This is a genomic window from Streptomyces sp. NPDC047525 (assembly GCF_040643025.1).
Classification (GTDB): domain Bacteria; phylum Actinomycetota; class Actinomycetes; order Streptomycetales; family Streptomycetaceae; genus Streptomyces; species Streptomyces durmitorensis.
Genome location: NZ_JBEYTL010000005.1, coordinates 447,698 through 470,929, shown reverse-complemented (window position 1 = coordinate 470,929; position 23,232 = coordinate 447,698). Strand labels below are relative to the sequence as shown.

Sequence of the window (23,232 nt, the reverse complement as noted above, 5' to 3'; positions counted from 1 at the left end):
AGATGTGCCAGAGTTGCCACGTCCGGGCTGTGAGCACGTACCGTACGGCGGAACAGGCGTAACGGTGAGAACGGCGAGAAAGCCGCCGGGCATCGGGAAGGGGCAGCCGGTTTTGACCACGCACGCACCGCAGGCGGCGCAGACCGCGCAGACGGCGAAGCTGCCTGGGACGTTGGACGAGGCCGTGGAGGCACTCGCCGCGATGCCCGCCGCCGTGCCCGTAGCCGGCGGCACCGACCTCATGGCCTCGGTCAACGCGGGTCTCCTGCGCCCCGCCGCGCTCGTCGGCCTCGGCCGCATCAGCGAGATCCGCGGCTGGCAGTACCAGGACGGTCACGCGCTGCTCGGCGCGGGCCTCACCCACGCACGCGTCGGGCGGCCCGACTTCGCCGCCCTGATCCCCGCGCTCGCCGCGGCCGCGCGCGCCGCGGGACCCCCGCAGATCCGCAACGCGGGCACCCTCGGCGGCAACATCGCCACGGCCGGACCGACCGGTGACACCCTGCCCGTCCTGGCCGCCCTCGAAGCCGTCCTCATCATCGCGGGCCCCGGCGGCGCACGCCGCGAGGTCCCCGTCTCGCACCTGCTCGCGGGGATGGACATGCTCCGCCCCGGCGAGCTCATCGGCTTCGTACGGCTGCCGCTCCTGCACGCCCCGCAGGTCTTCCTGAAGGCGACAGGGCGCACGGGCCCCGGCCGCGCCCTTGCCTCCGTCGCGCTCGTCCTCGACCCGGCGCGGCGCGGTGTGCGCTGCGCGGTCGGTGCCGTCGCGCCGATGCCGCTGCGGCCCCTGGAGGCCGAGCAGTGGGTCGCCTCGCTGATCGACTGGGACGGCGGGCGGACGATCGTGCCGGAGGCGCTCACCGCCTTCGGCGAGTACGTCGCCGCCGCGTGCATCCCCGACCAGCCTCCGGCGCAGGACGGCTCCCCGCAGCCGCTGTCGCCCGCCGTACTGCACCTGCGGCGCACCGTCGCCGCGCTGGCCCGACGAGCACTGGGGAGGGCGCTGTCGTGAGCGACGACCAGAACAACAACAACGGCGGCTGGCAGCCGCATCCGCAGGGCGAGTACGACTCGGACGCCACGGCCTTCGTGCAGCTGCCGGAAGGCGCCCTCGACTCCTTCGACCACTCGCCCCTCGCCGCGCCCGGCCACGGTTACGTGCCGCCGCAGATAACGGTCACCCCGACGACGGCCGATGCCACGGACCCGGCGGCCACGGGCGTCTGGGCCATGCCGCCCGAGGTGACCGGCATGGGCACCGGCGTCCAGAACGTGCAGTGGCCCGACGCGGGCGGCGTGCACGAGCCGTCGGCCCAGGAGGCCCATGGGGCCCCGGAGGCCCATGGGGGTCAGGAGCACGCGTACGACCCCCGGGCCACCGGGCAGTGGAGCTTCCACGAGGCGGAGGGCCACGCGCCCGCCGCCCCTGCCCCCGCCGATGTCACGGGGCAGTGGTCGATTCCCGTGGCCAATGGTGATCTTCCGGACGAGTCGGGCGAGTTCACCACGTCGTCGCTCGCCGCGCAGTGGGGTGGCGGTACGCCGCCCGCGACGCTGCCGGGCGGCGCCGCGGCTCCGTGGGCGACCGGTGGTGCGGGCGCGGGCGCGCCGTGGTCGGAGCCCGCGCAGCAGGCGTACGCCGAGCCGCATCAGTATCCGCATCCGCAGCAGCACGTCGAGCCGCAGCATCATGAGCACGTCGTGCCTCCGGAGGCGTTCGTCCCCGAGCCGCCGGTCGCTCCTGAGATGCACGTGGTGCCCGAAGAGCCCGTGACGCCCGTGGCCCCCGAGGCACCCGCAGAACCGGAGCCCGGGCCGGAGCCCGAAGCCGAAGCCGAGGTCGAGGCAGAGGTCGAGGTCGAGGTCGAAGCGGACGCCGAGGCAGGCGTTGAAGCAGACGTCGAGGCAGGCGCCGAGGCGGGCGTCGAAGCCGATGCGGAGGCCGAGCCCGAAGCCGAGGCCGACGGCGAAACCGACCCCGACCCCGACCCCGAGCCCGCCGCCGGCGCCACCGCCCTCTCCGACGAACACCCCCTCTGCTCCTACGTCCTGCGCGTCAACGGCGCCGACCGCCCCGTCACCGACGCCTGGATCGGCGAGTCCCTCCTCTACGTCCTGCGCGAGCGCCTCGGCCTCGCGGGCGCCAAGGACGGCTGCTCGCAGGGCGAGTGCGGTGCCTGCAACGTCCAGGTCGACGGCCGGCTCGTCGCCTCCTGCCTGGTGCCCGCGGCCACCGCCGCCGGAAGCGAGGTGCGCACCGTCGAGGGCCTCGCCGTCGACGGCAGACCCTCCGACGTGCAGCGGGCGCTCGCCGCCTGCGGTGCTGTCCAGTGCGGCTTCTGCGTACCGGGCATGGCGATGACCCTGCACGACCTGCTCGAAGGCAACCCCGCCCCGTCCGACCTGGAGACCCGCCGCGCCCTGTGCGGCAATCTGTGCCGCTGCTCCGGCTACCGCGGCGTGCTCGACGCCGTGCAGGAAGTGGTCGCCGAGCGCGAGGCGTCCGCGGCCGCGGCCGAGCCGGTGGCCCAGGGTGACCAGCCGGGCGAGCCGCGCATTCCGCACCAGGCGGGGCCCGGCGCCGGAGGAGTCAACCCGACGGCGCAGGACGGAACGTACGAAGGACCGTACGGCCAGGACGGAGGCCAGGCGTGAGCAACGAAGCCGCGGGGAGCACGAACACCGCGACCGCAGTGGAGCCGCAGCCGGGCCCGGAGCCGCTGCCGCACGGCATCGGCACGTCGCTGCCGTCCGCCGAGGCCCGCGCCAAGACGGAGGGCACCTTCCCCTACGCGTCCGACCTGTGGGCGGAGGGGCTGCTCTGGGCGGCCGTCCTGCGCTCGCCGCACGCGCACGCGCGCATCCTCTCGATCGACACGTCCCAGGCGCGCGAGATGCCGGGCGTGCGGTCCGTCGTCACGCACGAGGACGTGCCGGGCGAGGCACTGCACGGGCGTAAGACCGCGGACCGCCCGGTCTTCGCCTCCGATGTCGTACGCCACCACGGCGAGCCCATCGCCGCCGTGGCCGCCGACCACCCCGACACGGCGCGGATGGCCGCCGCGGCCATCTTCGTCGAGTACGAGGTCATGGAGCCGGTCACCGACCCGGAGAAGGCCTTCGCGGCCGAACCCCTGCACCCCGACGGCAACTTGATCCGGCACATCCCGCTGCGGCACGGCGACCCGGAGGCGGCGGGCGAGCTCGTCGTCGAGGGCCTGTACCGCATCGGCCGCCAGGACCCGGCGCCGATCGGCGCGGAGGCGGGGCTCGCGGTGCCGCGTCCCGACGGGGGAGTGGAGCTGTACATCGCCTCCACCGACCCGCACACCGACCGCGACATGGCCGCGTCCTGCTACGGCATCGACCCGGAGATCGTGAAGGTCGTCGTGACCGGCGTCCCCGGCGCGACCGCCGACCGCGAGGACGCCAGCTTCCACCTGCCGCTCGGCCTGCTCGCCCTGACCACCGGCTGCCCGGTGAAGCTGACGGCGACCCGCGAGGAGTCCTTCCTCGGCCACGCCCACCGCCACCCGACGCTCCTTCGCTACCGCCATCACGCGGACGCCGAGGGCAAGTTGGTGAAGGTGGAGGCGCAGGTCCTGCTCGACGCGGGCGCCTACGCGGACACCTCGTCGGACGCGCTCGCCGCGGCCGTCTCCTTCGCCTGCGGTCCCTACGTCGTCCCGAACGCCTTCATCGAGGGCTGGGCGGTCCGCACCAACAACCCGCCGTCCGGACATGTCCGGGGCGAGGGTGCCATGCAGGTGTGCGCGGCGTACGAAGCCCAAATGGACAAGATCGCGAAGAAGTTGGGCATCGACCCGGCGGAGCTTCGGCTGCGCAACGCGATGGCCACGGGCGACATCCTGCCCACGGGGCAGACGGTGACCTGCCCGGCCCCGGTGGCCGAACTCCTCGCCGCCGTACGGGACTTCCCGCTGCCCGAGCTGCCCAAGGACACCCCCGAGGACGAGTGGCTGCTGCCCGGCGGCCCCGAGGGTGCGGGTGAACCCGCAGCGGTGCGCCGGGGCGTCGGCTACGGCCTCGGCATGGTCCAACTCCTGGGCGCCGAAGGCACGGACGAGGTCTCCACGGCCACGGTGAAGGTGCACGACGGCGTCGCGACGGTGATCTGCGCGGCGGTCGAGACGGGCCAGGGCTTCTCCACGCTCGCCCGCCAGATCGTCCAGGAGACCCTCGGCATCGACGACGTCCGGGTGGCTCCTGTGGACACGGACCAGCCCCCTGCGGGACCGAGCTGCCACGGCCGCCACACGTGGGTGTCGGGCGGCGCGGTGGAGCGCGCGGCGAAGATGGTCCGCACGCAGCTTCTCCAGCCCCTGGCCCACAAGTTCGGGATGTCCACGGAGCTGCTCCAGATCACCGACGGCAAGATCACCTCGTACGACGGGGTGCTGAGCACGACCGTCACCGAGGCGATGGACGGCAAGGAGCTCTGGGCCACGGCCCAGTGCCGCCCGCACCCGACCGAGCCCCTGGACGAGGCGGGCCAGGGCGATGCCTTCGTGGGCATGGCGTTCTGCGCGATCCGCGCGGTCGTGGACGTGGACATCGAGATCGGTTCGGTACGGGTCGTGGAGCTCGCGGTCGCCCAGGACGTGGGCCGCATCCTGAACCCGACCCAGCTGAAGGTGCGCATCGAGGCGGGCGTCACGCAGGGAGTCGGCGCGGCGCTGACGGAGAACCTCCGCACGCCGCGCGGCCTGGTCCGCCACCCGGACCTCACGGGTTATGCGCTCCCGACCGCCCTGGACACCCCCGACATCCGCATCGTGAAGCTGGTCGAGGAGCGGGACGTGGTGGCGCCCTTCGGTGCGAAGGCGGCGAGCGCGGTGCCGGTCGTGACGACTCCGGCGGCGGTGGCCTCCGCGGTGCGTGCGGCCACCGGGCGGCCGGTCAACAGGCTGCCGATCCGCCCGCAGGCGGCGGTGGCGACGTGACGGCGCAGGCCCTGAGCGGGGTCGTCGTCATCACCGGCATCATGGCCTCGGGCAAGTCCACGGTGGCGCAGGCCCTCGCCGAGCGGCTGCCGCGCGCGGCGCATGTGCGGGGCGACGTCTTCCGCCGGATGATCGTGTCGGGCGGCCAGGAGTACGAGCCCGGGGCCTCGGACGAGGCAGCGGCCCAACTCCGGCTGCGGTACGGCCTGTCGGCGTCCACGGCCGACGCGTACGCCGCCGCGGGCTTCGTCGCGGTGGTCCAGGACGTCATCCTGGGCGAGGAGTTGAAGACGTACGTGGATCTGCTGCGTACGCGACCCGTGCACGTCGTCGTGCTCGCCCCGAGGCCGGACGCGGTCGCTGCCAGGGAGGCCGGGCGGGGTAAGACCGGCTACGGGGCGTGGACCGTGGAGGACCTGGACACGGGGCTGAGGTCCACGACCCCGAGGATCGGGCTCTGGCTGGACAGCTCCGACCTGACGGTCGAGGAGACGGTGGACGCGATTCTCGCGGGGCTCGACGAGGCGCGGGTCTAGCCGACGGCCGCTGAGGGCCACACGCCGAGGGCAACGCGCCGAGGGCAACGCATCGAGGGGCGGCCCCGGACGGGACCACCCCTCGATCGCCGAGGCCGTGGCGGGAATCGAACCCGCGTTACTGGCTTTGCAGGCCAGCCCCTAAGCCACTCGGGCACACGGCCGAGCTTGAACTCGACCCCTTGAACCTAGGCGCCCGGAACCGGCCCCTCAAGGGATGGGGCCCGGCCGCAACAGGACTGCCATGCCCCGTTCATGAACCGGCGGGAGCGGTCGTACGACCAAGGGACCAGCCGTCTCCCACCTCCGGACAGGGGTCACAGCCCGCCACGCCCCTTACGCTGGCCGTCATGAGCGCCCTGGAACCCCGCGACACCGACGTCGCAGCCGCCCCGATACTCCCGCCGTCCGAGCTCCAGGGCGGAGTGCTGCGCCCGCCCTATCGCGCGCTCAGCCTCGGCATCGTCTCCGTGGTCCTGCTCATCGCCTTCGAGGCGACCGCCGTCGGGACCGCGATGCCGGTGGCCGCCCGTGAGCTGGACGGCGTCTCCCTCTACGCCTTCGCCTTCTCCGCGTACTTCACGACCAGCCTCTTCGGCATGGTGCTCTCCGGGCAGTGGGCCGACCGGCGCGGGCCGCTCGGGCCGCTGGCCACCGGGATCGCGGCCTTCGCGGCGGGGCTGCTGCTCTCCGGGACCGCGGGGGCCATGTGGATGTTCATCCTCGGCCGTGCCGTGCAGGGGCTCGGCGGCGGTCTCGTCATCGTCGCGCTGTACGTGGTCGTCAGCCGGGCCTACCCGGAGCACCTGCGGCCGTCCATCCTCGCGGCGTTCGCGGCCAGCTGGGTCGTGCCGTCCGTGGTGGGGCCGCTGGTCTCCGGGACCGTCACCGAGCACCTGGGGTGGCGGTGGGTCTTCGTCGGGATCCCCGTCCTGGTTCTCGCGCCGCTCGCCCTCGCGCTGCCCGCGATACGGCGCACGGCCTCCGGGCCCGTCGACCCCTCGGCGCCCGTCGAGGCCTTCGACCGCCGCCGCATCCGGCTCGCGCTCGGGATCTCGCTGGGGGCGGGACTTCTCCAGTACGCGGGGCAGGACCTGCGCTGGCTCTCGCTGCTGCCCGCCGTCCTTGGCGCGGTCGTGCTGGTGCCCGCGGTCCTCGGTCTGCTGCCGCGCGGCACCTACCGGGCCGTCCGGGGCCTGCCCTCCGTCGTCCTGCTCCGGGGCATCGCCGCGGGATCGTTCATCGCCGCCGAGTCCTTCGTGCCGCTGATGCTGGTCGCCGAGCGCGGACTCACCCCGACCATGGCGGGGCTCTCGCTCGCCGTGGGCGGTGCTACCTGGGCGCTCGGTTCCTACGTACAGTCGCGGCCCCGCATGGAGCCCCACCGCAGCAAGCTGATGCTGGTCGGCATGGTGCTCGTCGCCGCCGCCATCGCCGCGGCGCCCAGCGTCCTGATCCACGCCGTGCCGGTGTGGATCGTCGCCGTCGCCTGGGCCTTCGGCTGCTTCGGCATGGGCATGGTCATCGCGTCCACGAGCGTGCTGCTCCTGCGCCTTTCGCCCCCGAAGGACGCGGGCTCGAACTCCGCGGCCCTGCAGATCTCCGACGGCCTCTCCAACGCCCTGCTCCTGGCCGTCGGCGGCGCCGCCTTCGCCGCGCTCGGCGGCGGGATGGTGGGCGCGACACACGGCGCGGGCGGGGCGGGCGGCTCACATCCGGGGGCCTTCGTCGCCGTGTTCCTGCCGATGGCGGCGGTCGCCCTGGTGGGGGCGTGGGTGGGGACGCGCCTGAAGGAACGCACGGACCCAGGCGCCGTGTGACACCCGTCGCACCCGCCCCGGACCCCGCATTGTCATCAGCCGCGCGTCAACACATCACCGGTAGGGTGGCCCGGTTGTCGTACGTACCCGAGCTGCAAAAAAACCGGAGACCGTGACTACCACCGCCGCCAACTCCGCCTCCCACCACCTCTCTCCCGCCTTCCCCGGCCGCGCCCCCTGGGGCACCGCCAACAAGCTGCGTGCCTGGCAGCAGGGCGCGATGGAGCGGTACCTCCAGGAGCAGCCACGTGACTTCCTCGCCGTCGCGACACCCGGCGCCGGCAAGACGACGTTCGCGCTGACGCTCGCCTCCTGGCTGCTGCACCACCATGTCGTGCAGCAGGTGACGGTCGTCGCGCCGACCGAGCACCTGAAGAAGCAGTGGGCGGAGGCCGCGGCCCGCATAGGGATCAAGCTGGACCCGGAGTACAGCGCGGGGCCGCTCAGCAAGGAGTACCAGGGCGTCGCCATCACGTACGCCGGTGTCGGCGTGCGGCCCATGCTGCACCGCAACCGCGTCGAGCAGCGCAAGACCCTGGTGATCCTCGACGAGATCCACCACGCCGGTGACTCGAAGTCGTGGGGCGAGGCCTGCCTCGAAGCCTTCGAGCCCGCGACACGGCGGCTCGCGCTCACCGGTACGCCCTTCCGGTCCGACACCAACCCGATCCCCTTCGTCGCGTACGAGGAGGGGAACGACGGCATCCGGCGGTCGGCCGCCGACTACACGTACGGATACGGGAGCGCGCTCGGCGACGGCGTCGTCCGTCCCGTCATCTTCCTCTCCTACTCCGGCAACATGCGGTGGCGGACCAAGGCCGGTGACGAGATCGCGGCCAAGCTCGGCGAGCCGATGACCAAGGACGCCATCTCGCAGGCCTGGCGCACCGCGCTCGACGCGCGCGGCGAGTGGATGCCGAACGTCCTGAAGGCCGCCGACCAGCGCCTCACGGAGGTCAGGAAGGCCATCCCGGACGCCGGTGGCCTCGTCATCGCGTCCGACCAGGACTCCGCCCGCTCGTACGCCAAGCTGATCCGCGAGCTCACCGGGGAGAAGGCCACGGTCGTCCTCTCCGACGACACGGGTGCCTCGAAGCGGATCGACGACTTCACCGTGAGCAACGACCGGTGGATGGTCGCGGTCCGCATGGTGTCCGAGGGTGTCGACGTGCCGCGCCTCGCGGTGGGCGTGTACGCGACCACCATTTCCACCCCGCTCTTCTTCGCGCAGGCCGTCGGCCGTTTCGTGCGGTCCCGGCGGCGCGGCGAGACCGCGTCGGTCTTCCTGCCCACCGTCCCCGACCTCCTCGGCCACGCCAACGAGATGGAGGTCGAGCGCGACCACGTGCTCGACAAGCCGAAGAAGGAGGGGGAAGAGGACCCCTACGCCGAGTCCGAGGCGGAGATGGACGAGGCGAACAAGGAGGAGGACGAGGACACCGGCGAGCAGGAGCAGTTCTCCTTCGAGGCCCTTGAGTCCGACGCCGTCTTCGACCGGGTGCTCTTCGACGGCGCCGAGTTCGGCATGCAGGCCCACCCGGGGAGCGAGGAGGAGCAGGACTATCTCGGCATCCCCGGTCTCCTCGAACCCGACCAGGTGCAGATGCTGCTCCAGAAGCGGCAGGCCCGGCAGATCGCGCACAGCAAGAAGCGGCCCGACGAGGAGGCGGACCTTCTCGAACTCCCCGCCGAGCGGCGGCCCGTGGTCTCCCACAAGGAGATGCTCGAACTGCGCAAGCAGCTCAACACGATGGTCGGCGCGTACTCCCATCAGAGCGGGAAGCCGCACGGAGTGATCCACACCGAGCTGCGGCGCACGTGCGGCGGTCCGCCGAGCGCGGAGGCCACCGCCGGGCAGCTGCGGCAGCGGATCGCGAAGGTCGGGGAGTGGGCCACCCGCATGAAGTAGGGCGGGTCCTCTCCGGGCGGGGGAGGAGGGGTGGGTTCCAAGTACGGATGCCGTGTGCGGGAGTCGTGCACACCCCTGCCGACGTGCCCCGCGTATGGGGCATTGCGCCCCTAACAACCGGTCTCGTGCCCGGATTCTGGACGGAGTCTTCCGCTGAGCGGGACGGCCTCGCTACTGTCCCCGCAACGTACACGCCCCGTGGCAGCGCCGCCGCGGAGCGCAGCCGGAGTTCCGACCGGCGGCCTCTGACGCGCGTCGCCCACGGGACCGGCGACGCAACCGCCGCGTAAAGGGGCCGTCGACCCTCACCTAAGGAGTGGGCGTCGTGACCGCGGAGACTTCCCAGACGCTCGACCGAGGACTGCGTGTCCTCAAGCTGTTGGCCGACACCGACCACGGGCTCACCGTCACCGAGCTCTCGAACAAGCTCGGTGTGAACCGCACCGTGGTGTACCGCCTGCTCGCCACCCTTGAGCAGCATGCCCTGGTCCGCCGTGACCTGGGCGGCCGGGCCAGGGTCGGCCTCGGGGTGCTCCGCCTCGGCCGCCAGGTGCATCCGCTGGTGCGCGAGGCCGCGCTGCCCGCTCTCCGCTCCCTCGCCGAGGACATAGGCGCGACGGCGCACCTGACGCTGGTCGACGGCGCCGAGGCACTCGCCGTCGCCGTCGTCGAGCCGACCTGGACGGATTACCACGTGGCCTACCGCACCGGCTTCCGGCACCCCCTGGACCGGGGCGCCGCGGGCCGCGCGATACTCGCCGCCCGGCAGGGGCTCGCCACCGACCCCGGCTACGCGCTGACGCACGGCGAGCTGGAGGCCGGCGCGAGCGGGGCCGCGGCGCCACTGGTCGGCGTGACCGGGATAGAGGGGAGCGTCGGCGTCGTCATGCTGTCGGACTCGGTGCCGGAGCGGGTGGGGCCACGGGTGGTGGACGCGGCCCGCGAGGTCGCCGATGCGTTGCGCTGAGGCCGCGCGGGCGAGCCGCTTCTCCTGGGCGCCGTAGATCACCGGCTCCGCCGAGTTCGTCCTCAAACGCCGGACGGGCTGATCCACTCCCTCGCACGTTAGATTGATCCCGTGTTCTCCCTCTCCAGCCTCACGCGCCCCAAGGCCCTCGCCGTCTGTGCCGTCCCCGTGGTCGCCCTGCTCGCCGTCACGGCCCTTGCGCCGCTGCCGTTCGCCGTGGCCCAGCCGGGGTCGACGGCGAACGTACTCGGCGAGAGCGAGGGCAAGCGGGTCATCACGATCAGCGGTGCGCCCACCCGCGAGACGAGCGGGCAGCTGCGGATGACGACGATCGTGGCCACGGGGCCCGACATGGACGTGAGCCTGAGCGACGTGGTGGACGGCTGGTTCCGCACGGACCGCTCCGTGATGCCCAAGGACTCGGTGTACCCCACCGGCGACAACGTGAAGGAAGTCGAGAAGCACAACCTCGGCGACATGAAGAAGTCGCAGGACACGGCCACGCAGTCCGCCCTCGCCTACCTCGACGACAACGGCGTGGACGGCACGGACAAGGTGAAGGTCAAGGTCGACCTCGGCAAGATCGGAGGCCCCAGCGCGGGCCTCTTCCTCTCGCTCGGCATCGTCGACCTGCTCGACGGCAACGGCAGCGGAGGGGACCTGACGGGCGGCCGGAACATCGCGGGCACCGGCACGATCACCGCCGACGGCAAGGTCGGCCCGGTCGGCGGTGTCTCGATGAAGACGCAGGCCGCCAAGCGCGACGGCGCGAGCGTGTTCCTGGTCCCCAAGGCCGAGTGCTCGGACGCTCAGGCGGAGCTGCCGAAGGGCCTGCGGCTGATCCCGGTCACGACACTGAAGGGCACGGTCGACGCGTTGCGTTCCCTGGAGCGGGGCGGGAAGGTTCCGAGCTGCTGACCAGGCGCAGCCCTAACTCCACCATGGTCCAGCCGAGTTGAGTGCGCAGGCGGGGGTACGGGGGACGTGCGGGCGCCTCGTGCAGCTCGGCGGCTCGGGCGTGGTGCAGGAGCAGGTGTACGTCGGAGTGCATGGCTGAGGCCTTTCACTCGGTGTAGTGCGTCGGGAAGACGTGGGTGTGCAGGCGCACCTTGGCGGAGCCCGGAGTGTCCTGGTCGACCGCCAACGGGCGGTAGCTCTCGATGAGTTCATTGATCTTGCCGCCCAGTTCGGCGGTGAGCTCGGGCGTCAGGCGCAGGGTGTAGTCGCTGAGGTCCGAGCTGTCCGACCACTCCTTGGGCCAGTCGTGCTGCGTGCCGATCCAGGTGGAGACCTCCGCGGCGTGGAACGTCGCGACCTCGTGGAGATAGACGCTGACCGCGCCGCGCACCGTCGGGTCCGGGTCGTTCATGAGCGTCTCGTCGAGCCGCGTCCCCTGGTGCGCCGACTGCCACCACCGCTCGCGGCCCTTGCCCCGCTCGGGGGCGTCCTCGACGAAGCCGTGCGCCGCCAGCTGGCGCAGGTGATAGCTGGTCGCGCCGCTGGACTCCCCCAGCCGGTCCGCCAGTTGGGAGGCGGTCGCGGGGCCGTCCCGGCGCAGCGCGATGAGCAACTGCATGCGCAGCGGATGCGCGATTCCTCGCAGCGAGCGGGGGGTGAGGGTGTGGACTTTCCGGGCCTCGGGCTCTGTCGTGCCGTCCGTCATGGCTTCAGCGTAGACATGCAAAGACTCCGTTGCAACGCTTTCTCTGCAACGGAGTCTTTGCAACTTTCGGAGGTCCGAAGGGGGCGGACCACCCGGAGTGGACCACCCGGAGCGGACTACCCCTCCTTCACGAACCCCTCCTGCACCATCCAGTCCAGCGCCACCTCATGCGGATCCTGACCCTGCACGTCCACCTTGGAGTTGAGCTCCTGGGCCACCGTGTTGTTCAGCTTCTTCGTGATGGGCTCCAGGACCTCCGCCATCTCCGGGAACTCCTCAAGGGCCTTGCTGTTGATCTCCGGCGCGGCGTTGTAGTTGGGGAAGAAGTGCTTGTCGTCCTCCATCACCGACAGGTTCATCGCCTTGATGCGGCCGTCGGTGGTGAAGACCTCGCCGAACGTGCACGACCCCTTGGAGACCTGGGTGTAGATGATCCCGGTGTCCATCTTGGTGATGTTGGAGTTGGGGATCTTCATCCCGTACTCCTTCTGCATGCCCGGCAGACCGTCCTCGCGCGAGGAGAACTCGCTCTCCACGCACAGCGTGACCGCCTTCGGGTCCTTCTTCGACAGGGCCGCCACGTCCGAGAGGGTCTTCGGCTTGTACTTGGCCTCGTTCTTCTGGTTGATGGCAAGCGCGTAGGTGTTGTTGAGCTCGGCGGGCGGCAGCCAGGTGACGCCGTTCTTCTTGTCCGCGTCCTTCACCGCCTGCCACTGCTTCTGCGGGTCGTCGATGGGATCGGAGTTGCCGAGGTACGTGATCCAGGCGGTGCCCGTGTACTCGTACATGGCATCCGCGTCACCGCCCTTGACGGCCTCGCGGGCGCCGATCGAGCCCTGGATGCCCGTCCGGTCAAGGACGTCCGCGCCGGCCGCCTCGAAGGCGATGCCCATGATCGCGCCGAGGATCAGCTGCTCGGTGAACTCCTTGGACGTGACCGTGAGATCGGCGCCCTTCAGGGGGAGCCCCTTGCCGATCGTGCCCGGCTTGACGTCGTCCACCATCGGGCTGCCGCTGGTGAGCCCGCAGCTCACCAGCAGGGCCCCGCCCACGACACCGACGGCCGCCGTACGCAACGTCACCCTCATGACCCGACCTCCAACCCGCGCGGACGAAGGACCAGTTCGGCAAGTGATGCCAGCCAGTCCACAAGCAGCGCGAGCGCGATCGTCAGGATCGAGCCGAGCATGAGCACCGGCATGCGCTGGTTGGTGATCCCGGTGGTGATGAGGTCGCCGAGCCCGCCGCCACCGCCGAAGGTGGCGAGCGTCGCCGTGCCGACGTTCAGGACGAGCGCGGTGCGCACGCCCGCGAGGATCAGCGGTACGGCCAGCGGGAGTTCGACCTTGCCGAGGACTCCCCACGTCGACATGCCGATGCCTCTCGCCGCCTCCAGGAGGGTCGGGTCGTTGGCGTTCAGGCCCGCGATCGTGTTGGAGAGGACCGGCAGGACGGCGTAGATGATGATGCCGATCAGGGCCGCCTTCTCGCCGATGCCGATCCAGATCACCAGGAGTGCGAGGAGACCGATCGCCGGTGTCGCCTGGCCGATGTTGGCCAGGGCCATTGCCACCGGCGCGCCCTTGCGGAGCTTCTTGCGGGTCAGCAGGATGCCCAGCGGGATCGCGATGATCAGCACGAAGAAGGTGGAGATCGCCGTCAGCTGGATGTGCTGGCGGAGCCTGAGCCACACATTGCCGTCCGCCAGGGCGTTCTTCGAGATCGCGTCCAGGTCGGCCTGCTCGAACCACCACCAGGTCAGCAGCAGGATGAGCGCGAGGAACGCGGGCAGGATGGTCAGCTTCTGCCAGCCGATCCGCCGCGCCCGGCCGGTGGCCACCGTTTCCGCCGCCGAGGGCGGGGACTCCGGCTCGGCCTCGCCCGTGTCACGGAAGTGATGGCCCTTGACGTCGTGCTCGCCGTCCGGCCTGGGGCCGGGTCCGTCGTCGGGCGACGGCTTGTGGTCGGGGATCCGGGGGTTGCTCCCGGGGATGCCGCTCACGCCTTCGCCGCCCCTCCGTCGCCCTCCTGCTCGTGGTGGGTCAACAGGGCGCGCTGCTCCTGGAGTTCGTGCTGGTGCTCCACGGCGTCGAGCCGGTCGGCCTCCAGCATCTCGTGCACGGAGTTCATCAGCGTCTCCATGTCCACGACGCCGGTGAACTCGCCGCGCCGCCCGGTGACCGCGACGCGCCCCGCGTTGTCCGTGAGGACCGCTTCGAGCGCGTCGCGCAGGGTGGCGTCGCGGGTGACCGTGTCGTGCACGAGGGTGCCCGCGCGGGCCAGCGAACCCTTGGCGCGCATCAGGTCGCCGCGCCGCAGCCACTTGTAGGGGCGGCGGCGTTTGTCGAGGAGCAGCAGTTCGTTCGTGCCGCTGGAGCGCAGCTTGTCGAAGATGTCCTGGAGCGGGTCGTCGACGGTCACCGTCGCGAAGTCGGCGATCTCCACGTCGCGTACGCGGGTGAGGTTGAGCCGCTTCAGGGCCGCGCCCGCTCCCACGAAACCGGAGACGAAGTCGTCTGCGGGGTTGGTGAGGATGGCCTCGGGGGTGTCGAACTGCGCGATGTGCGAGCGCTCCCGCAGCACCGCGATGCGGTCGCCCAGCTTGATGGCCTCGTCGAAGTCGTGCGTGACGAAGACGATCGTCTTGTGCAGCTCGTGCTGGAGCCGGATCAGCTCGTCCTGGAGATGGTCGCGGGTGATCGGGTCGACCGCGCCGAACGGCTCGTCCATCAGGAGGACGGGCGGGTCGGCCGCCAACGCCCTTGCCACGCCCACGCGTTGCTGCTGACCGCCGGAGAGCTGGCGCGGATAGCGGCCGTGGAACTCGGCCGGGTCGAGCCCGACGAGGTCGAGCATCTCCTCGACCCGGTTCTTGATCTTCGACTTCCCCCAGCCGATCATCTTCGGCACGAGCGCGATGTTCTGCGCGACCGTCATGTGCGGGAAGAGCCCGGACGACTGGATCGCGTAGCCGATCTTGCGGCGCAGCTTCACCGGGTCCATGTCGGTGACGTCCTCGCCGCCGATGCGGATGCGGCCGCTGGTCGGCTCGATGAGCCGGTTGATCATCTTCAGCGTGGTCGACTTGCCGCAGCCCGACGGGCCGACGAGGATCACGATCTCGCCCGCCTTGATCTCCATGTTGACGGCGTCCACCGCGGGGTCGTTGCTGCCCGCGTACCGCTTGGTGAGGTTCTCCAGCTCGATCGTCGCGCCCGTGGTGGCGTTCGGGGCCGCCGCGCCCTCGGCCGTCGCCCCGTCGGTGGAAGTCGCGGTGGTCTCAGACACGGATACCCCTCGAAATGGTCAGGCGGCCGATCAGGACGTACGCGGCGTCGAAGAGCAGCGCCAGGATGATGATCCCGAGCGTGCCCGCGAGCACCTGGTTGAGCGCGTTCTTGCTGCCGAGCGAGCCGATGCCGCGGAAGATCTCGTTGCCGAGGCCGGGGCCCGACGCGTACGCGGCGATGGCCGCGATGCCCATCAGCATCTGCGTGGAGACGCGGATGCCGGTCAGGATCGGCGGCCAGGCGATCGGCAGCTCCACCTTGAGGAGCCGGGCGGCGCGCGACATCCCGATGCCCTTCGCCGCGTCGACCAGCGAGGGATCCACGCCGCGCAGGCCGACGATGGCGTTGCGCACGATGGGGAGCAGGCCGTAGAGGGTCAGCGCGATGACCGTCGGTGCGACTCCGAGTCCGACGACGGGGATCAGCAGACCGATCATGGCGAGCGACGGGATGGTCAGGAGGGTGGAGGTCGCGGTCGTGGCCAGATTGCCCGCCCACTCGCTGCGGTACGTGATGACGCCGATCAGTACTCCGATGACGGTCGCCACGACCATGCACTGGAAGACTGCGCTGGCGTGCTGGTAGGCATCCGTCAGCAACTGCTGGTGGCGGTTGCCGAGGTAGTCCCAGAAGTTCACTGAACTGCTCACCTCGCCCAGGCGCGGTTCAGACGGCGCCGGGAGTCTCCCGGCGCCCGCGTGCTGCGTACGTCGTGGGGCCGTACTGCGCTGTGCCTGTTCGTCTGTTCGCTTTCCTACCTACCCGCATCAGGTGTCTTCTGACGCCTGTTCGACCAGCGGGATGATCCGCAGCGGAACAGGGTTCTCCATGACGATCGCCGTGGAGGCCCGGACGATGCCATCAAAACCCACCACCCGGTCGATCACACGTTGGAGATCCGCGTTCGAACGGGCGACGAGACGGCACAGCATGTCGCCGTGGCCGGTGATGGTGTGCAGTTCGAGGACCTCGGCGACGGTGGCCAAATGCGCCCGTACGTCGGCGCCCTGGCCCTGTTTGATCTCCAGCGTGGCGAAGGCGGTGACGGGGTAGCCGAGGGCCGCGGGGTCGACCTCCGGGCCGAAGCCGCGGATGACTCCGTTCGACTGAAGGCGGTCCATCCGGGCCTGTACGGTGCCGCGCGCGACGCCCAGGCGCCGTGACGCCTCCAGGACACCGATGCGGGGCTCGCGGGCGAGCAGCACGATGAGCCTGCCGTCCAGATGATCGATCGTCATGGCGTGCTCGTCTCCGCTCCTGGGGTGGTCATCATGTACAGATAGCCCGCCCATCCTGACCTTCCGCTGGGCAGATTGCCCACTGAATACGCAAACTATTGCGCATCTTGCGATACGGCGGGAGCCTGCGGACATGGCAGCTACCGCGAACACCCAACACACGTCGGCTACCTCTGGCACCCCCGACACCGCGCGCGAGGCCGATCCCTTCCCGGTCAAGGGAATGGACGCGGTCGTCTTCGCCGTGGGCAACGCCAAGCAGGCGGCGCACTACTACTCCACGGCCTTCGGCATGAAACTCGTGGCGTACTCGGGCCCGGAGACCGGCAGCCGCGAGACCGCTTCCTACGTCCTCACGAACGGCGGGGCCCGCTTCGTCCTCACCTCCGTCATCAAGGCCTCCACGGACTGGGGCCACTTCATCGAGGGCCACGTCGCCGAGCACGGCGACGGAGTCGTCGACCTCGCCATCGAGGTGCCGGACGCGCGCGCCGCGTACGCGTACGCCGTCGAGCACGGCGCCCGCGGCCTCACCGAGCCGTACGAGGTCAAGGACGAGAACGGCACGGTCGTGCTCGCCGCCATCGCGACGTACGGCAAGACCCGCCACACGCTCGTCGACCGCAGCGGCTACGACGGCCCCTACCTGCCCGGATTCAAGGCCGCGTCGCCGATCGTCGAGCCGCCGGCCAAGCGGACCTTCCAGGCGATCGACCACTGCGTCGGCAACGTCGAGCTCGGCAAGATGAACGAGTGGGTCGCCTTCTACAACAAGGTCATGGGCTTCACGAACATGAAGGAGTTCGTGGGCGACGACATCGCGACGGAGTACAGCGCGCTGATGTCGAAGGTGGTGGCCGACGGGACGCTGAAGGTGAAGTTCCCGATCAACGAGCCCGCCATCGCCAAGAAGAAGTCCCAGATCGACGAGTACCTCGAGTTCTACGGCGGCGCGGGCGTCCAGCACATCGCGCTCGCCACGAACGACATCGTGGAGTCCGTACGCACCATGCGCGCGGCGGGGGTCCAGTTCCTCGACACCCCGGACTCGTACTACGACACGCTCGGCGAGTGGGCGGGCGAGACGCGCGTCCCCGTCGACACCCTGCGCGAGCTGAAGATCCTCGTCGACCGCGACGAGGACGGCTACCTCCTGCAGATCTTCACCAAGCCGGTCCAGGACCGCCCGACGGTCTTCTTCGAGATGATCGAGCGGCACGGCTCGATGGGCTTCGGCAAGGGCAACTTCAAGGCCCTGTTCGAGGCGATCGAGCGGGAGCAGGAGAAGCGCGGCAATCTCTAAGGGGGCAATCTCCAGGGCGGCGGCCCGGAGGGTTGCTGGCTAGAGTGCGGGCATGGCCAGGATCAACGACGTCGGCGGGATGACGGGCTTCGGGCCCATCGACACCACCGACGACACGGAGCCCTTCCACGCGGACTGGGAGGCGCGGGTGTTCGCGCTCAACAGTGCGCTGGTGCGCGAAGGCGTCTACAACCTGGACGAGTTCAGGGACGCGGTCGAGACGATGCCGCCGGCACAGTACCTGGCGGCGTCGTACTACGAGCGGTGGTTCCACGCGATCCGGGTGCTGCTGGTGCGCAAGGGCGTGGTGACGGCGGCCGAGCTGGACGCCCGGCTGAACGGTGGCGGTGACGTTGACGGTGCCGGTGGCGGCGGTGAGTCGCATGGCTGACCGTTTCGCCGCGGGCGCCCGCGTCCGCACCGTCCACCACGACCCGACCCACCACACCCGCTTGCCGCGGTACGCCCGGGGCAAGCGGGGCGTGGTGATCGAGCCCGAGGGCAGGCACCCGCTGGCGGACGTCAGCGCGCAGGGGCGCGGGGACGCGCCGGTGGAGCAGGTGTACGCCGTGCGGTTCGCCGCCACGGAGCTGTGGGGCGAGGGGGAGCACGGGGTGGTGCTCGACCTGTGGGAGAGCCACTTGGAACCGGAGGGCGACTGATGTCCGGTACGCACGCGGATGCGCTGATCTCCCGTCAGATGCGAAGCCTGGAAACCCTGTTGGAGGAACGCGGGGTGGTCGTGGGCGCGGCCCTGGACGAGGCGCTCGACGCGTTCCTCGCGGGATCGACGCCGCTGAACGGGGCGCGGGTGGTGGCTCGGGCGTGGACGGACCCGGAGTTCAAGGAGCGGCTGTTGGCGGACGGTACGTCGGCGGTGGCGGAGCTGGGTTACGCGGCGGGCGGGGTCCAGCCACAGCGCCTCCGGGTGGTGGAGAACACCGCCCACACCCACAACGTCATCGTCTGCACCCTCTGCTCCTGCTATCCGGTACGGCTGCTCGGTCCGTCCCCCAGCTGGTACAAGAGCGAGGCGTACCGCTCGCGGGTGGTGCGGGAACCGCGGGCGGTCCTTGCGGAGTTCGGCTTCGGGGTACCCCTGGACACGGAGATCACGGTCTGGGACTCCAGCGCGGAGACCCGCTACATGGTCCTGCCCCGCCGCCCCGCTGCCACGGAATCGCTCCCGGAACGGGCGCTGACAGACCTGATCACCCGGAACGCCCTGATCGGCACGGCCCCGCTGTAACTGGCCGGGGGCCTTGGCCAACGCTTCGCGCGGTGAGCGTGTTCTTCTGCGGCGGTGGCCCCCCTTTCCCGCCGCTTCGCGCCGGATGCTCCCCACCCACCCGTTCACCCCGCGGCGCGGACTGGTGGGGCGGCGCGTCCCTCTGCCCTGCCGCTTCGCGGCGGATGCTTCCCGCCCACCCGCCCGATTGCCCTGCGGGGTAATGGGTGGGTGGGCGGGAGAGAACCGGCGCGGAGCGCCGGGGCAGAGTATGAGCGACCCGCAGACGAAGTGGGGCCACCCGGGTGCTGGTTGCAGTGCGGCAGGTGGCCAGCCGTCGGCGCGCGCTTCGGTGGGCGGATGCCTACTTGCCCCCCCGGATGGCCTGCGGGGTAATGGGCGGGTGGGCGGGAGAGAACCGGCGCGGAGCGCCGGGGCAGGGTGTGAGTGGCCCGCAGGCGAAGGGGGGCAGCTGGGTGCTGGTTGCCGTCGGGCAGGGGTGGGAGGTCCGTGCCGGGTGGCGTCAGCCGGAGCGGGAGCCGCAGGCGTAGTTCCGCCGACGACCGTAGGTCAGGGTCAGCCCTGCTGGGCCGGCTTCGTCGGCCTGGGGCGGGGCGAGGCCGGGGGCGCCGCCTGGGGTGGTGGGGCCGGGGCGTACATCTGGGCCGGACCGCCCTCCGGGGGGTCGCCCAGGGCCTCCAGGGCTTCGCGGGCGGCCGGGGCCAGCAGCGGCGAGAAGGAGGGGTTCAGGCGCAGCGCCTCACCGATGTGCCGCCGCGCCGCCCCGTATCGGCCCAGCTCCCGCTCGATCTCTCCCCGGTGATAGGCGAACACCGCACTCCGCGGCCCCTTGTCCGTCGCCCGCGTCGCGTACTTCAGGCCCTCCTCACTCTCACCGGCCCGATGCAACGCCCAGCCCAGCGCATCCGCCACCTCCGGACTGCCGTGGCGCTTGAACTCCCCGCGCAGCCGCTCCACCGCCGCATCCGCGTCCCCGTGGTCCGCCTCGAAGAGGCCGAGGATCCGCTCGTCGTTGACGCCGTTGACCCCCTCCTGCTTCACCCGGGCCCGCAGCACGTCGTACTGCGCCCGTGCGGCAGGGCCCAGCTTCAGCGACTCGTACAACTCGCCGAGCGCCAGGGCGTACTCCGGAGCAGGCTGCCTCACCAGCGCGTTCTGATAGGCCCGCAGCGCCTCCGACGTACGGCCGAGAGCCGCGAGCGCACGCCCCTTCCCGGCGAGGGAGGGATGGTGGTCGGGGTCCGAGCGCAGCGCCGCCTCGTAGTAGCGCAGGGCCTCCGCCGGCTCGCCCCGCTCCCACGCCAGCTCGCCCACCCGGTACAGGCACACCGCCTTCTCCGCGGACCCCTCCGCCAGCGCCGCCGCGTCCATCAGCTTCGAAGCCGCGTCCTCGCGCCAGCCGCGGTCGCGGTAGACCTGTCCGGACCGGGCCATCACGGAGGGAGCGCCCGAGTTCAGCTCCTGGAGGGTCTCCAGGGCCCTCCCCACACCCTTGGCGTCGCCCAGACCGCTGTACGCGTCGATCAGGGCGGGATACGTCGACCACCGCTTCGGAGCCAGTTTCACCGCGCTCTCGGCCCACTTCTTCGCCCCGCGGAAATCGTGCCGCGCGTTCGCGAGCACCGCCATGCCCGTCAGGGCGTCCGCGTTCCCCTCCGGCCGCGTCTTCAGGGACGTACGGAGGGCCTCCTCCGCCTTGGGGTAGTACGCGGAGTCCGCGGTCCGCAGGCCACGCTCGACGTAGGCGGCCCCGAGCACCGCCCACGACTGGTCGTCCCCGGGATGCCTGCGCACGTGCGCCTCCCGCTCCCCGATCAGGACCGTGAGGTCCGGCAGCGCCGCGGGAGCCCCGGCCCCCGCCGCCGCCATCGCACGCCCTGCGGGACCGAGGGCGGGCGGCGCCGCCTTGCCGCCCGAGCCGGGCCGCAGCACCAGGACCCCGCCGAGCACCACGCACCCGGCGACCGAGGCGATCAGCACCCGGCGCACGACGGGGGAGCGGCGCGAGCCCCGCGGCGACTCGCTCCACACGGCGGGCGCGGGCGGTGGACGCTGTTCCTTCTGGGTCACGGACTCGGACCCGGTCTCGATCTCCATGACGCTCACTGTGCGTCAATATGAAGAGCACATCCCGGCATGCGGACCGGCGTCGCACACGGGTTCACACCGATGGCCCCGGGTGCGAGGCTGTGATCATGAGCCGCACACTCATCGAACTCCTCCACGAGGGCCTGCCCGCCGAGGCCGTCCTCACGGACCCCGACATCACGGCCTCGTACGCGAACGACATGGCGAGCTTCTGCGACGCGGGCACCCCGGCCGTCGTCGTCCTGCCGCGCACCGTCGAACAGGTCCAGCACGTCATGCGCACGGCGACCGAGCTACGGCTCCCGGTGGTCCCGCAGGGCGCCCGCACGGGCCTCTCGGGCGGCGCGAACGCCAGCGAGGGCTGCATCGTGCTGTCCCTGGTCAAGATGGACCGCATCCTGGAGATCAATCCCGTCGACCGGATCGCGGTCGTCGAACCCGGCGTCGTCAACGCCACGCTCTCCCGCGCCGTGAACGAACACGGTCTCTACTACCCGCCGGACCCGTCGAGTTGGGAGACCTGCACCATCGGCGGCAACATCGGCACCGCATCGGGCGGCCTGTGCTGCGTGAAGTACGGGGTGACGGCGGAGTACGTCCTCGGGCTCGACGTCGTCCTCGCCGACGGGCGTCTCATGAGCACCGGACGGCGCACGGCCAAGGGCGTCGCGGGCTACGACCTCACGCGCCTGTTCGTCGGCTCCGAGGGCAGCCTCGGTATCGTGGTCCGCGCGACCCTCGCCCTGAAGCCGCAGCCGCCCCAACAGCTGGTCCTGGCCGCCGAGTTCGGCTCGGCCAAGGACGCCTGCGACGCCGTATGCAAGATCATGGAAGGGGGGCACGTCCCCTCACTCCTGGAACTGATGGACCGTACGACCATCAGGGCCGTCAACGCGCTGGCCCACATGGGTCTGCCCGAGACCACCGAAGCGCTGCTCCTCGCCGCCTTCGACACCTCGGACCCCGCCGCGGACCTCGCGGCCGTCGGCGCGCTCTGCGAGGCGGCGGGCGCCACCCAGGTGGTCCCTGCCGAGGACGCGGCGGAGTCCGAACTGCTGCTCCAGGCACGGCGGTTGTCGCTCACCGCGCTCGAGGCCGTCAAGGGCACGACGATGATCGACGACGTGTGCGTGCCGCGCTCGAAGCTCGCCGACATGCTCGAAGGCGTCGACCGCATCGCCGATAAATACAGCCTCACCATCGGCGTCTGCGCGCACGCGGGCGACGGCAACACCCACCCCACCGTCTGCTTCGACGCGGCAGACCTCGACGAGGGCCGCCGTGCCCGTGAGTCCTTCGACGAGATCATGGCCCTCGGCCTCGAACTCGGCGGCACGATCACCGGCGAGCACGGCGTGGGCGTCCTCAAGAAGGAGTGGCTGGCGCGCGAGATCGGCCCGGTGGGCGTGGAGATGCAGCGCGCCATCAAGGCGGCCTTCGACCCGCTCTCCCTCCTCAATCCCGGCAAGCTGTTCTGACACCGGCTTACGTGCGGCTCCGCTCTCGCCCCCGTGGCGGCGGAGCTCACTCACCGTCCTTGGACTCGTCGGAGGGCCAGGGGTCGCGCAGCCAGAGCTCGTCGACGCGGCCCGTGGTGGGCGTGAGCAGCTCGGCGAGGCCGTCGTCGATGCCGAGCCGCTCAGCCTCAGAGCCCGGAGGGACCACCCGCAGCGTGCGCTCGAGCCAGGCGGAGACGGCGGGCGCGGGCGCCTCGAGCAGGGCGTCACCGTCGGGTGAACTCAGCGCCATCAGGACGACGCTGCGGCCTTCGACCTTGGTCGGCCAGACGCGGACGTCGCCGTGGCCGCAGGGCCTGAACACCCCCTCGACCAGCAGCTCGCGGGCGAACGTCCAGTTCACGGGGTGCTCGGTGCCGATGTGGAAGGCGATGTGGACGGCGTAGGGGTCGTCGGTGCGGTAGGTGAGGCGGGCCGGGACGGGGATGGCGCGTTCCGGCGAGAGGACGAGTTTGAGCTCAAGCTCGCGTTCCACCACGGTGTGCATGTCGGTGCGTTCCTTCCTTGTTCGGAGCCCTGGAGCGGGCCCGTGCAAGGAGAGAGCGCGGTGGGCGCGGAGCATTACGCGGGTTCCGGAAACTTTTTCCGTACGTAGTCGATACGTAGTTGAACTGTGCCCGGAAAGTGGTCTGTAGGGCAGGAGACGCACAGGGGGACGCAGAGGTCTGATAGATGTGGAACCTCT

21 protein-coding genes and 1 tRNA gene are annotated in these 23,232 nt (G+C 71.2%); 13 read left to right on the top strand and 9 right to left on the bottom strand.

Translation table 11 applies throughout. The features are described 5' to 3' along the window. The first annotated feature begins 112 nt into the window (after nucleotides 1-112). From ABZ833_RS17605 to ABZ833_RS17590, 4 genes are read left to right on the top strand one after another with little or no spacing between them, the layout of a single operon-like run. Complete coding sequence (locus ABZ833_RS17605; protein ID WP_361047242.1) at nucleotides 113-1,015, top strand: FAD binding domain-containing protein; 903 nt, start codon at nucleotides 113-115, stop codon at nucleotides 1,013-1,015. Next, nucleotides 1,012-2,658, top strand: coding sequence for a 2Fe-2S iron-sulfur cluster-binding protein (locus tag ABZ833_RS17600; RefSeq protein WP_361047239.1), 1,647 nt, complete (start codon nucleotides 1,012-1,014; stop codon nucleotides 2,656-2,658). The genes ABZ833_RS17605 and ABZ833_RS17600 overlap by 4 nt, the downstream gene beginning before the upstream one ends. Next, nucleotides 2,655-4,967, top strand: coding sequence for a molybdopterin cofactor-binding domain-containing protein (locus ABZ833_RS17595; RefSeq protein ID WP_361047236.1), 2,313 nt, complete (start codon nucleotides 2,655-2,657; stop codon nucleotides 4,965-4,967). Before ABZ833_RS17600 ends, ABZ833_RS17595 begins: the two co-directional genes overlap by 4 nt. An 11-nt stretch (nucleotides 4,968-4,978) precedes the next feature. Then, nucleotides 4,979-5,503 carry an AAA family ATPase gene (locus ABZ833_RS17590; protein WP_283779169.1) on the top strand — a complete coding sequence of 175 codons (525 nt, stop codon included), beginning with the start codon at nucleotides 4,979-4,981 and terminating at the stop codon, nucleotides 5,501-5,503. Between the two features lie 92 nt (nucleotides 5,504-5,595). Here the strand turns inward: ABZ833_RS17590 and ABZ833_RS17585 are convergent. After that, a tRNA-Cys gene (locus tag ABZ833_RS17585) sits at nucleotides 5,596-5,667 on the bottom strand. Nucleotides 5,668-5,853: 186 nt separating this feature from the next. Between ABZ833_RS17585 and ABZ833_RS17580 the strand changes: the two genes are divergently transcribed. The 4 genes from ABZ833_RS17580 to ABZ833_RS17565 all read left to right on the top strand — a co-directional run bounded on the left by ABZ833_RS17580 (nucleotide 5,854) and on the right by ABZ833_RS17565 (nucleotide 11,117). Next, a complete protein-coding gene (locus tag ABZ833_RS17580; protein ID WP_361047233.1) occupies nucleotides 5,854-7,323 on the top strand; it encodes an MFS transporter in 1,470 nt (489 codons plus the stop codon). 112 nt (nucleotides 7,324-7,435) lie between these two features. Continuing rightward, on the top strand, nucleotides 7,436-9,232 hold the full coding sequence (locus ABZ833_RS17575) for a DEAD/DEAH box helicase (RefSeq protein ID WP_361047230.1): 1,797 nt from the start codon (nucleotides 7,436-7,438) through the stop codon (nucleotides 9,230-9,232). Between the two features lie 325 nt (nucleotides 9,233-9,557). Next, on the top strand, nucleotides 9,558-10,199 hold the full coding sequence (locus tag ABZ833_RS17570) for a helix-turn-helix domain-containing protein (protein ID WP_361047227.1): 642 nt from the start codon (nucleotides 9,558-9,560) through the stop codon (nucleotides 10,197-10,199). 111 nt (nucleotides 10,200-10,310) lie between these two features. After that, nucleotides 10,311-11,117, top strand: coding sequence for a S16 family serine protease (locus ABZ833_RS17565; protein WP_361047224.1), 807 nt, complete (start codon nucleotides 10,311-10,313; stop codon nucleotides 11,115-11,117). 145 nt (nucleotides 11,118-11,262) lie between these two features. Here the strand turns inward: ABZ833_RS17565 and ABZ833_RS17560 are convergent, their stop codons facing one another. The 6 genes from ABZ833_RS17560 to ABZ833_RS17535 form a co-directional block, all read right to left on the bottom strand. Next, complete coding sequence (locus ABZ833_RS17560) at nucleotides 11,263-11,862, bottom strand: helix-turn-helix domain-containing protein (RefSeq protein WP_361047221.1); 600 nt, start codon at nucleotides 11,860-11,862, stop codon at nucleotides 11,263-11,265. Nucleotides 11,863-11,978: 116 nt separating this feature from the next. Next, the gene (locus ABZ833_RS17555; protein WP_361047218.1) at nucleotides 11,979-12,950 is read right to left on the bottom strand and encodes a glycine betaine ABC transporter substrate-binding protein; all 972 of its coding nucleotides are present in this window, start codon (nucleotides 12,948-12,950) and stop codon (nucleotides 11,979-11,981) included. Beyond that, nucleotides 12,947-13,855 carry an ABC transporter permease gene (locus ABZ833_RS17550; RefSeq protein WP_361047537.1) on the bottom strand — a complete coding sequence of 303 codons (909 nt, stop codon included), beginning with the start codon at nucleotides 13,853-13,855 and terminating at the stop codon, nucleotides 12,947-12,949. The genes ABZ833_RS17555 and ABZ833_RS17550 overlap by 4 nt, the downstream gene beginning before the upstream one ends. A 5-nt stretch (nucleotides 13,856-13,860) precedes the next feature. Continuing rightward, the gene (locus ABZ833_RS17545; RefSeq protein WP_249593001.1) at nucleotides 13,861-15,069 is read right to left on the bottom strand and encodes a betaine/proline/choline family ABC transporter ATP-binding protein; all 1,209 of its coding nucleotides are present in this window, start codon (nucleotides 15,067-15,069) and stop codon (nucleotides 13,861-13,863) included. Between the two features lie 73 nt (nucleotides 15,070-15,142). After that, nucleotides 15,143-15,790 carry an ABC transporter permease gene (locus ABZ833_RS17540; protein WP_249589660.1) on the bottom strand — a complete coding sequence of 216 codons (648 nt, stop codon included), beginning with the start codon at nucleotides 15,788-15,790 and terminating at the stop codon, nucleotides 15,143-15,145. 129 nt (nucleotides 15,791-15,919) lie between these two features. Further along, nucleotides 15,920-16,390 (bottom strand): Lrp/AsnC family transcriptional regulator, encoded by a 471-nt coding sequence (locus ABZ833_RS17535; protein WP_160505290.1) that lies wholly within the window; start codon nucleotides 16,388-16,390, stop codon nucleotides 15,920-15,922. 133 nt (nucleotides 16,391-16,523) lie between these two features. Between ABZ833_RS17535 and hppD the strand changes: the two genes are divergently transcribed. Genes hppD through nthA form a run of 4 tightly spaced genes read left to right on the top strand, consistent with a single transcriptional unit; the run spans nucleotide 16,524 to nucleotide 18,942 of the window. Further along, nucleotides 16,524-17,693: a 4-hydroxyphenylpyruvate dioxygenase gene (gene hppD / locus ABZ833_RS17530; protein ID WP_361047214.1), complete on the top strand. Its 1,170-nt coding sequence runs from the start codon at nucleotides 16,524-16,526 to the stop codon at nucleotides 17,691-17,693. Between the two features lie 52 nt (nucleotides 17,694-17,745). Further along, nucleotides 17,746-18,084 (top strand): hypothetical protein, encoded by a 339-nt coding sequence (locus ABZ833_RS17525; protein ID WP_361047212.1) that lies wholly within the window; start codon nucleotides 17,746-17,748, stop codon nucleotides 18,082-18,084. Beyond that, a complete protein-coding gene (locus ABZ833_RS17520; RefSeq protein ID WP_361047209.1) occupies nucleotides 18,077-18,355 on the top strand; it encodes an SH3-like domain-containing protein in 279 nt (92 codons plus the stop codon). The genes ABZ833_RS17525 and ABZ833_RS17520 overlap by 8 nt, the downstream gene beginning before the upstream one ends. Further along, nucleotides 18,355-18,942 (top strand): nitrile hydratase subunit alpha, encoded by a 588-nt coding sequence (gene nthA / locus ABZ833_RS17515; RefSeq protein WP_361047207.1) that lies wholly within the window; start codon nucleotides 18,355-18,357, stop codon nucleotides 18,940-18,942. The genes ABZ833_RS17520 and nthA overlap by 1 nt, the downstream gene beginning before the upstream one ends. Nucleotides 18,943-19,497: 555 nt before the next feature. Here nthA and ABZ833_RS17510 read toward each other — a convergent pair. Continuing rightward, nucleotides 19,498-21,039 (bottom strand): tetratricopeptide repeat protein, encoded by a 1,542-nt coding sequence (locus ABZ833_RS17510; RefSeq protein ID WP_361047204.1) that lies wholly within the window; start codon nucleotides 21,037-21,039, stop codon nucleotides 19,498-19,500. 98 nt (nucleotides 21,040-21,137) lie between these two features. On the opposite strand from ABZ833_RS17510, the gene ABZ833_RS17505 reads away from it, so the two are divergent. Next, nucleotides 21,138-22,508: an FAD-linked oxidase C-terminal domain-containing protein gene (locus ABZ833_RS17505; protein ID WP_361047201.1), complete on the top strand. Its 1,371-nt coding sequence runs from the start codon at nucleotides 21,138-21,140 to the stop codon at nucleotides 22,506-22,508. A gap of 46 nt (nucleotides 22,509-22,554) precedes the next feature. Here ABZ833_RS17505 and ABZ833_RS17500 read toward each other — a convergent pair whose 3' ends face one another. Then, nucleotides 22,555-23,034 (bottom strand): SsgA family sporulation/cell division regulator, encoded by a 480-nt coding sequence (locus tag ABZ833_RS17500; protein ID WP_249589665.1) that lies wholly within the window; start codon nucleotides 23,032-23,034, stop codon nucleotides 22,555-22,557. Between the last annotated feature and the right edge of the window lie 198 nt (nucleotides 23,035-23,232).

Excerpts from the sequence above, each read along its gene's own strand:
- hppD (WP_361047214.1), top strand. The coding sequence starts at position 16,524 with ATGGCAGCTACCGCGAACACCCAACACACGTCGGCTACCTCTGGCACC.
- ABZ833_RS17580 (WP_361047233.1), top strand. The coding sequence starts at position 5,854 with ATGAGCGCCCTGGAACCCCGCGACACCGACGTCGCAGCCGCCCCGATA.
- ABZ833_RS17535 (WP_160505290.1), bottom strand. The coding sequence starts at position 16,390 with ATGACGATCGATCATCTGGACGGCAGGCTCATCGTGCTGCTCGCCCGC.
- ABZ833_RS17555 (WP_361047218.1), bottom strand. The coding sequence starts at position 12,950 with ATGAGGGTGACGTTGCGTACGGCGGCCGTCGGTGTCGTGGGCGGGGCC.
- ABZ833_RS17520 (WP_361047209.1), top strand. The coding sequence starts at position 18,077 with ATGGCTGACCGTTTCGCCGCGGGCGCCCGCGTCCGCACCGTCCACCAC.
- ABZ833_RS17510 (WP_361047204.1), bottom strand. The coding sequence starts at position 21,039 with ATGGAGATCGAGACCGGGTCCGAGTCCGTGACCCAGAAGGAACAGCGT.
- ABZ833_RS17500 (WP_249589665.1), bottom strand. The coding sequence starts at position 23,034 with ATGCACACCGTGGTGGAACGCGAGCTTGAGCTCAAACTCGTCCTCTCG.
- ABZ833_RS17560 (WP_361047221.1), bottom strand. The coding sequence starts at position 11,862 with ATGACGGACGGCACGACAGAGCCCGAGGCCCGGAAAGTCCACACCCTC.
- nthA (WP_361047207.1), top strand. The coding sequence starts at position 18,355 with ATGTCCGGTACGCACGCGGATGCGCTGATCTCCCGTCAGATGCGAAGC.
- ABZ833_RS17505 (WP_361047201.1), top strand. The coding sequence starts at position 21,138 with ATGAGCCGCACACTCATCGAACTCCTCCACGAGGGCCTGCCCGCCGAG.
- ABZ833_RS17525 (WP_361047212.1), top strand. The coding sequence starts at position 17,746 with ATGGCCAGGATCAACGACGTCGGCGGGATGACGGGCTTCGGGCCCATC.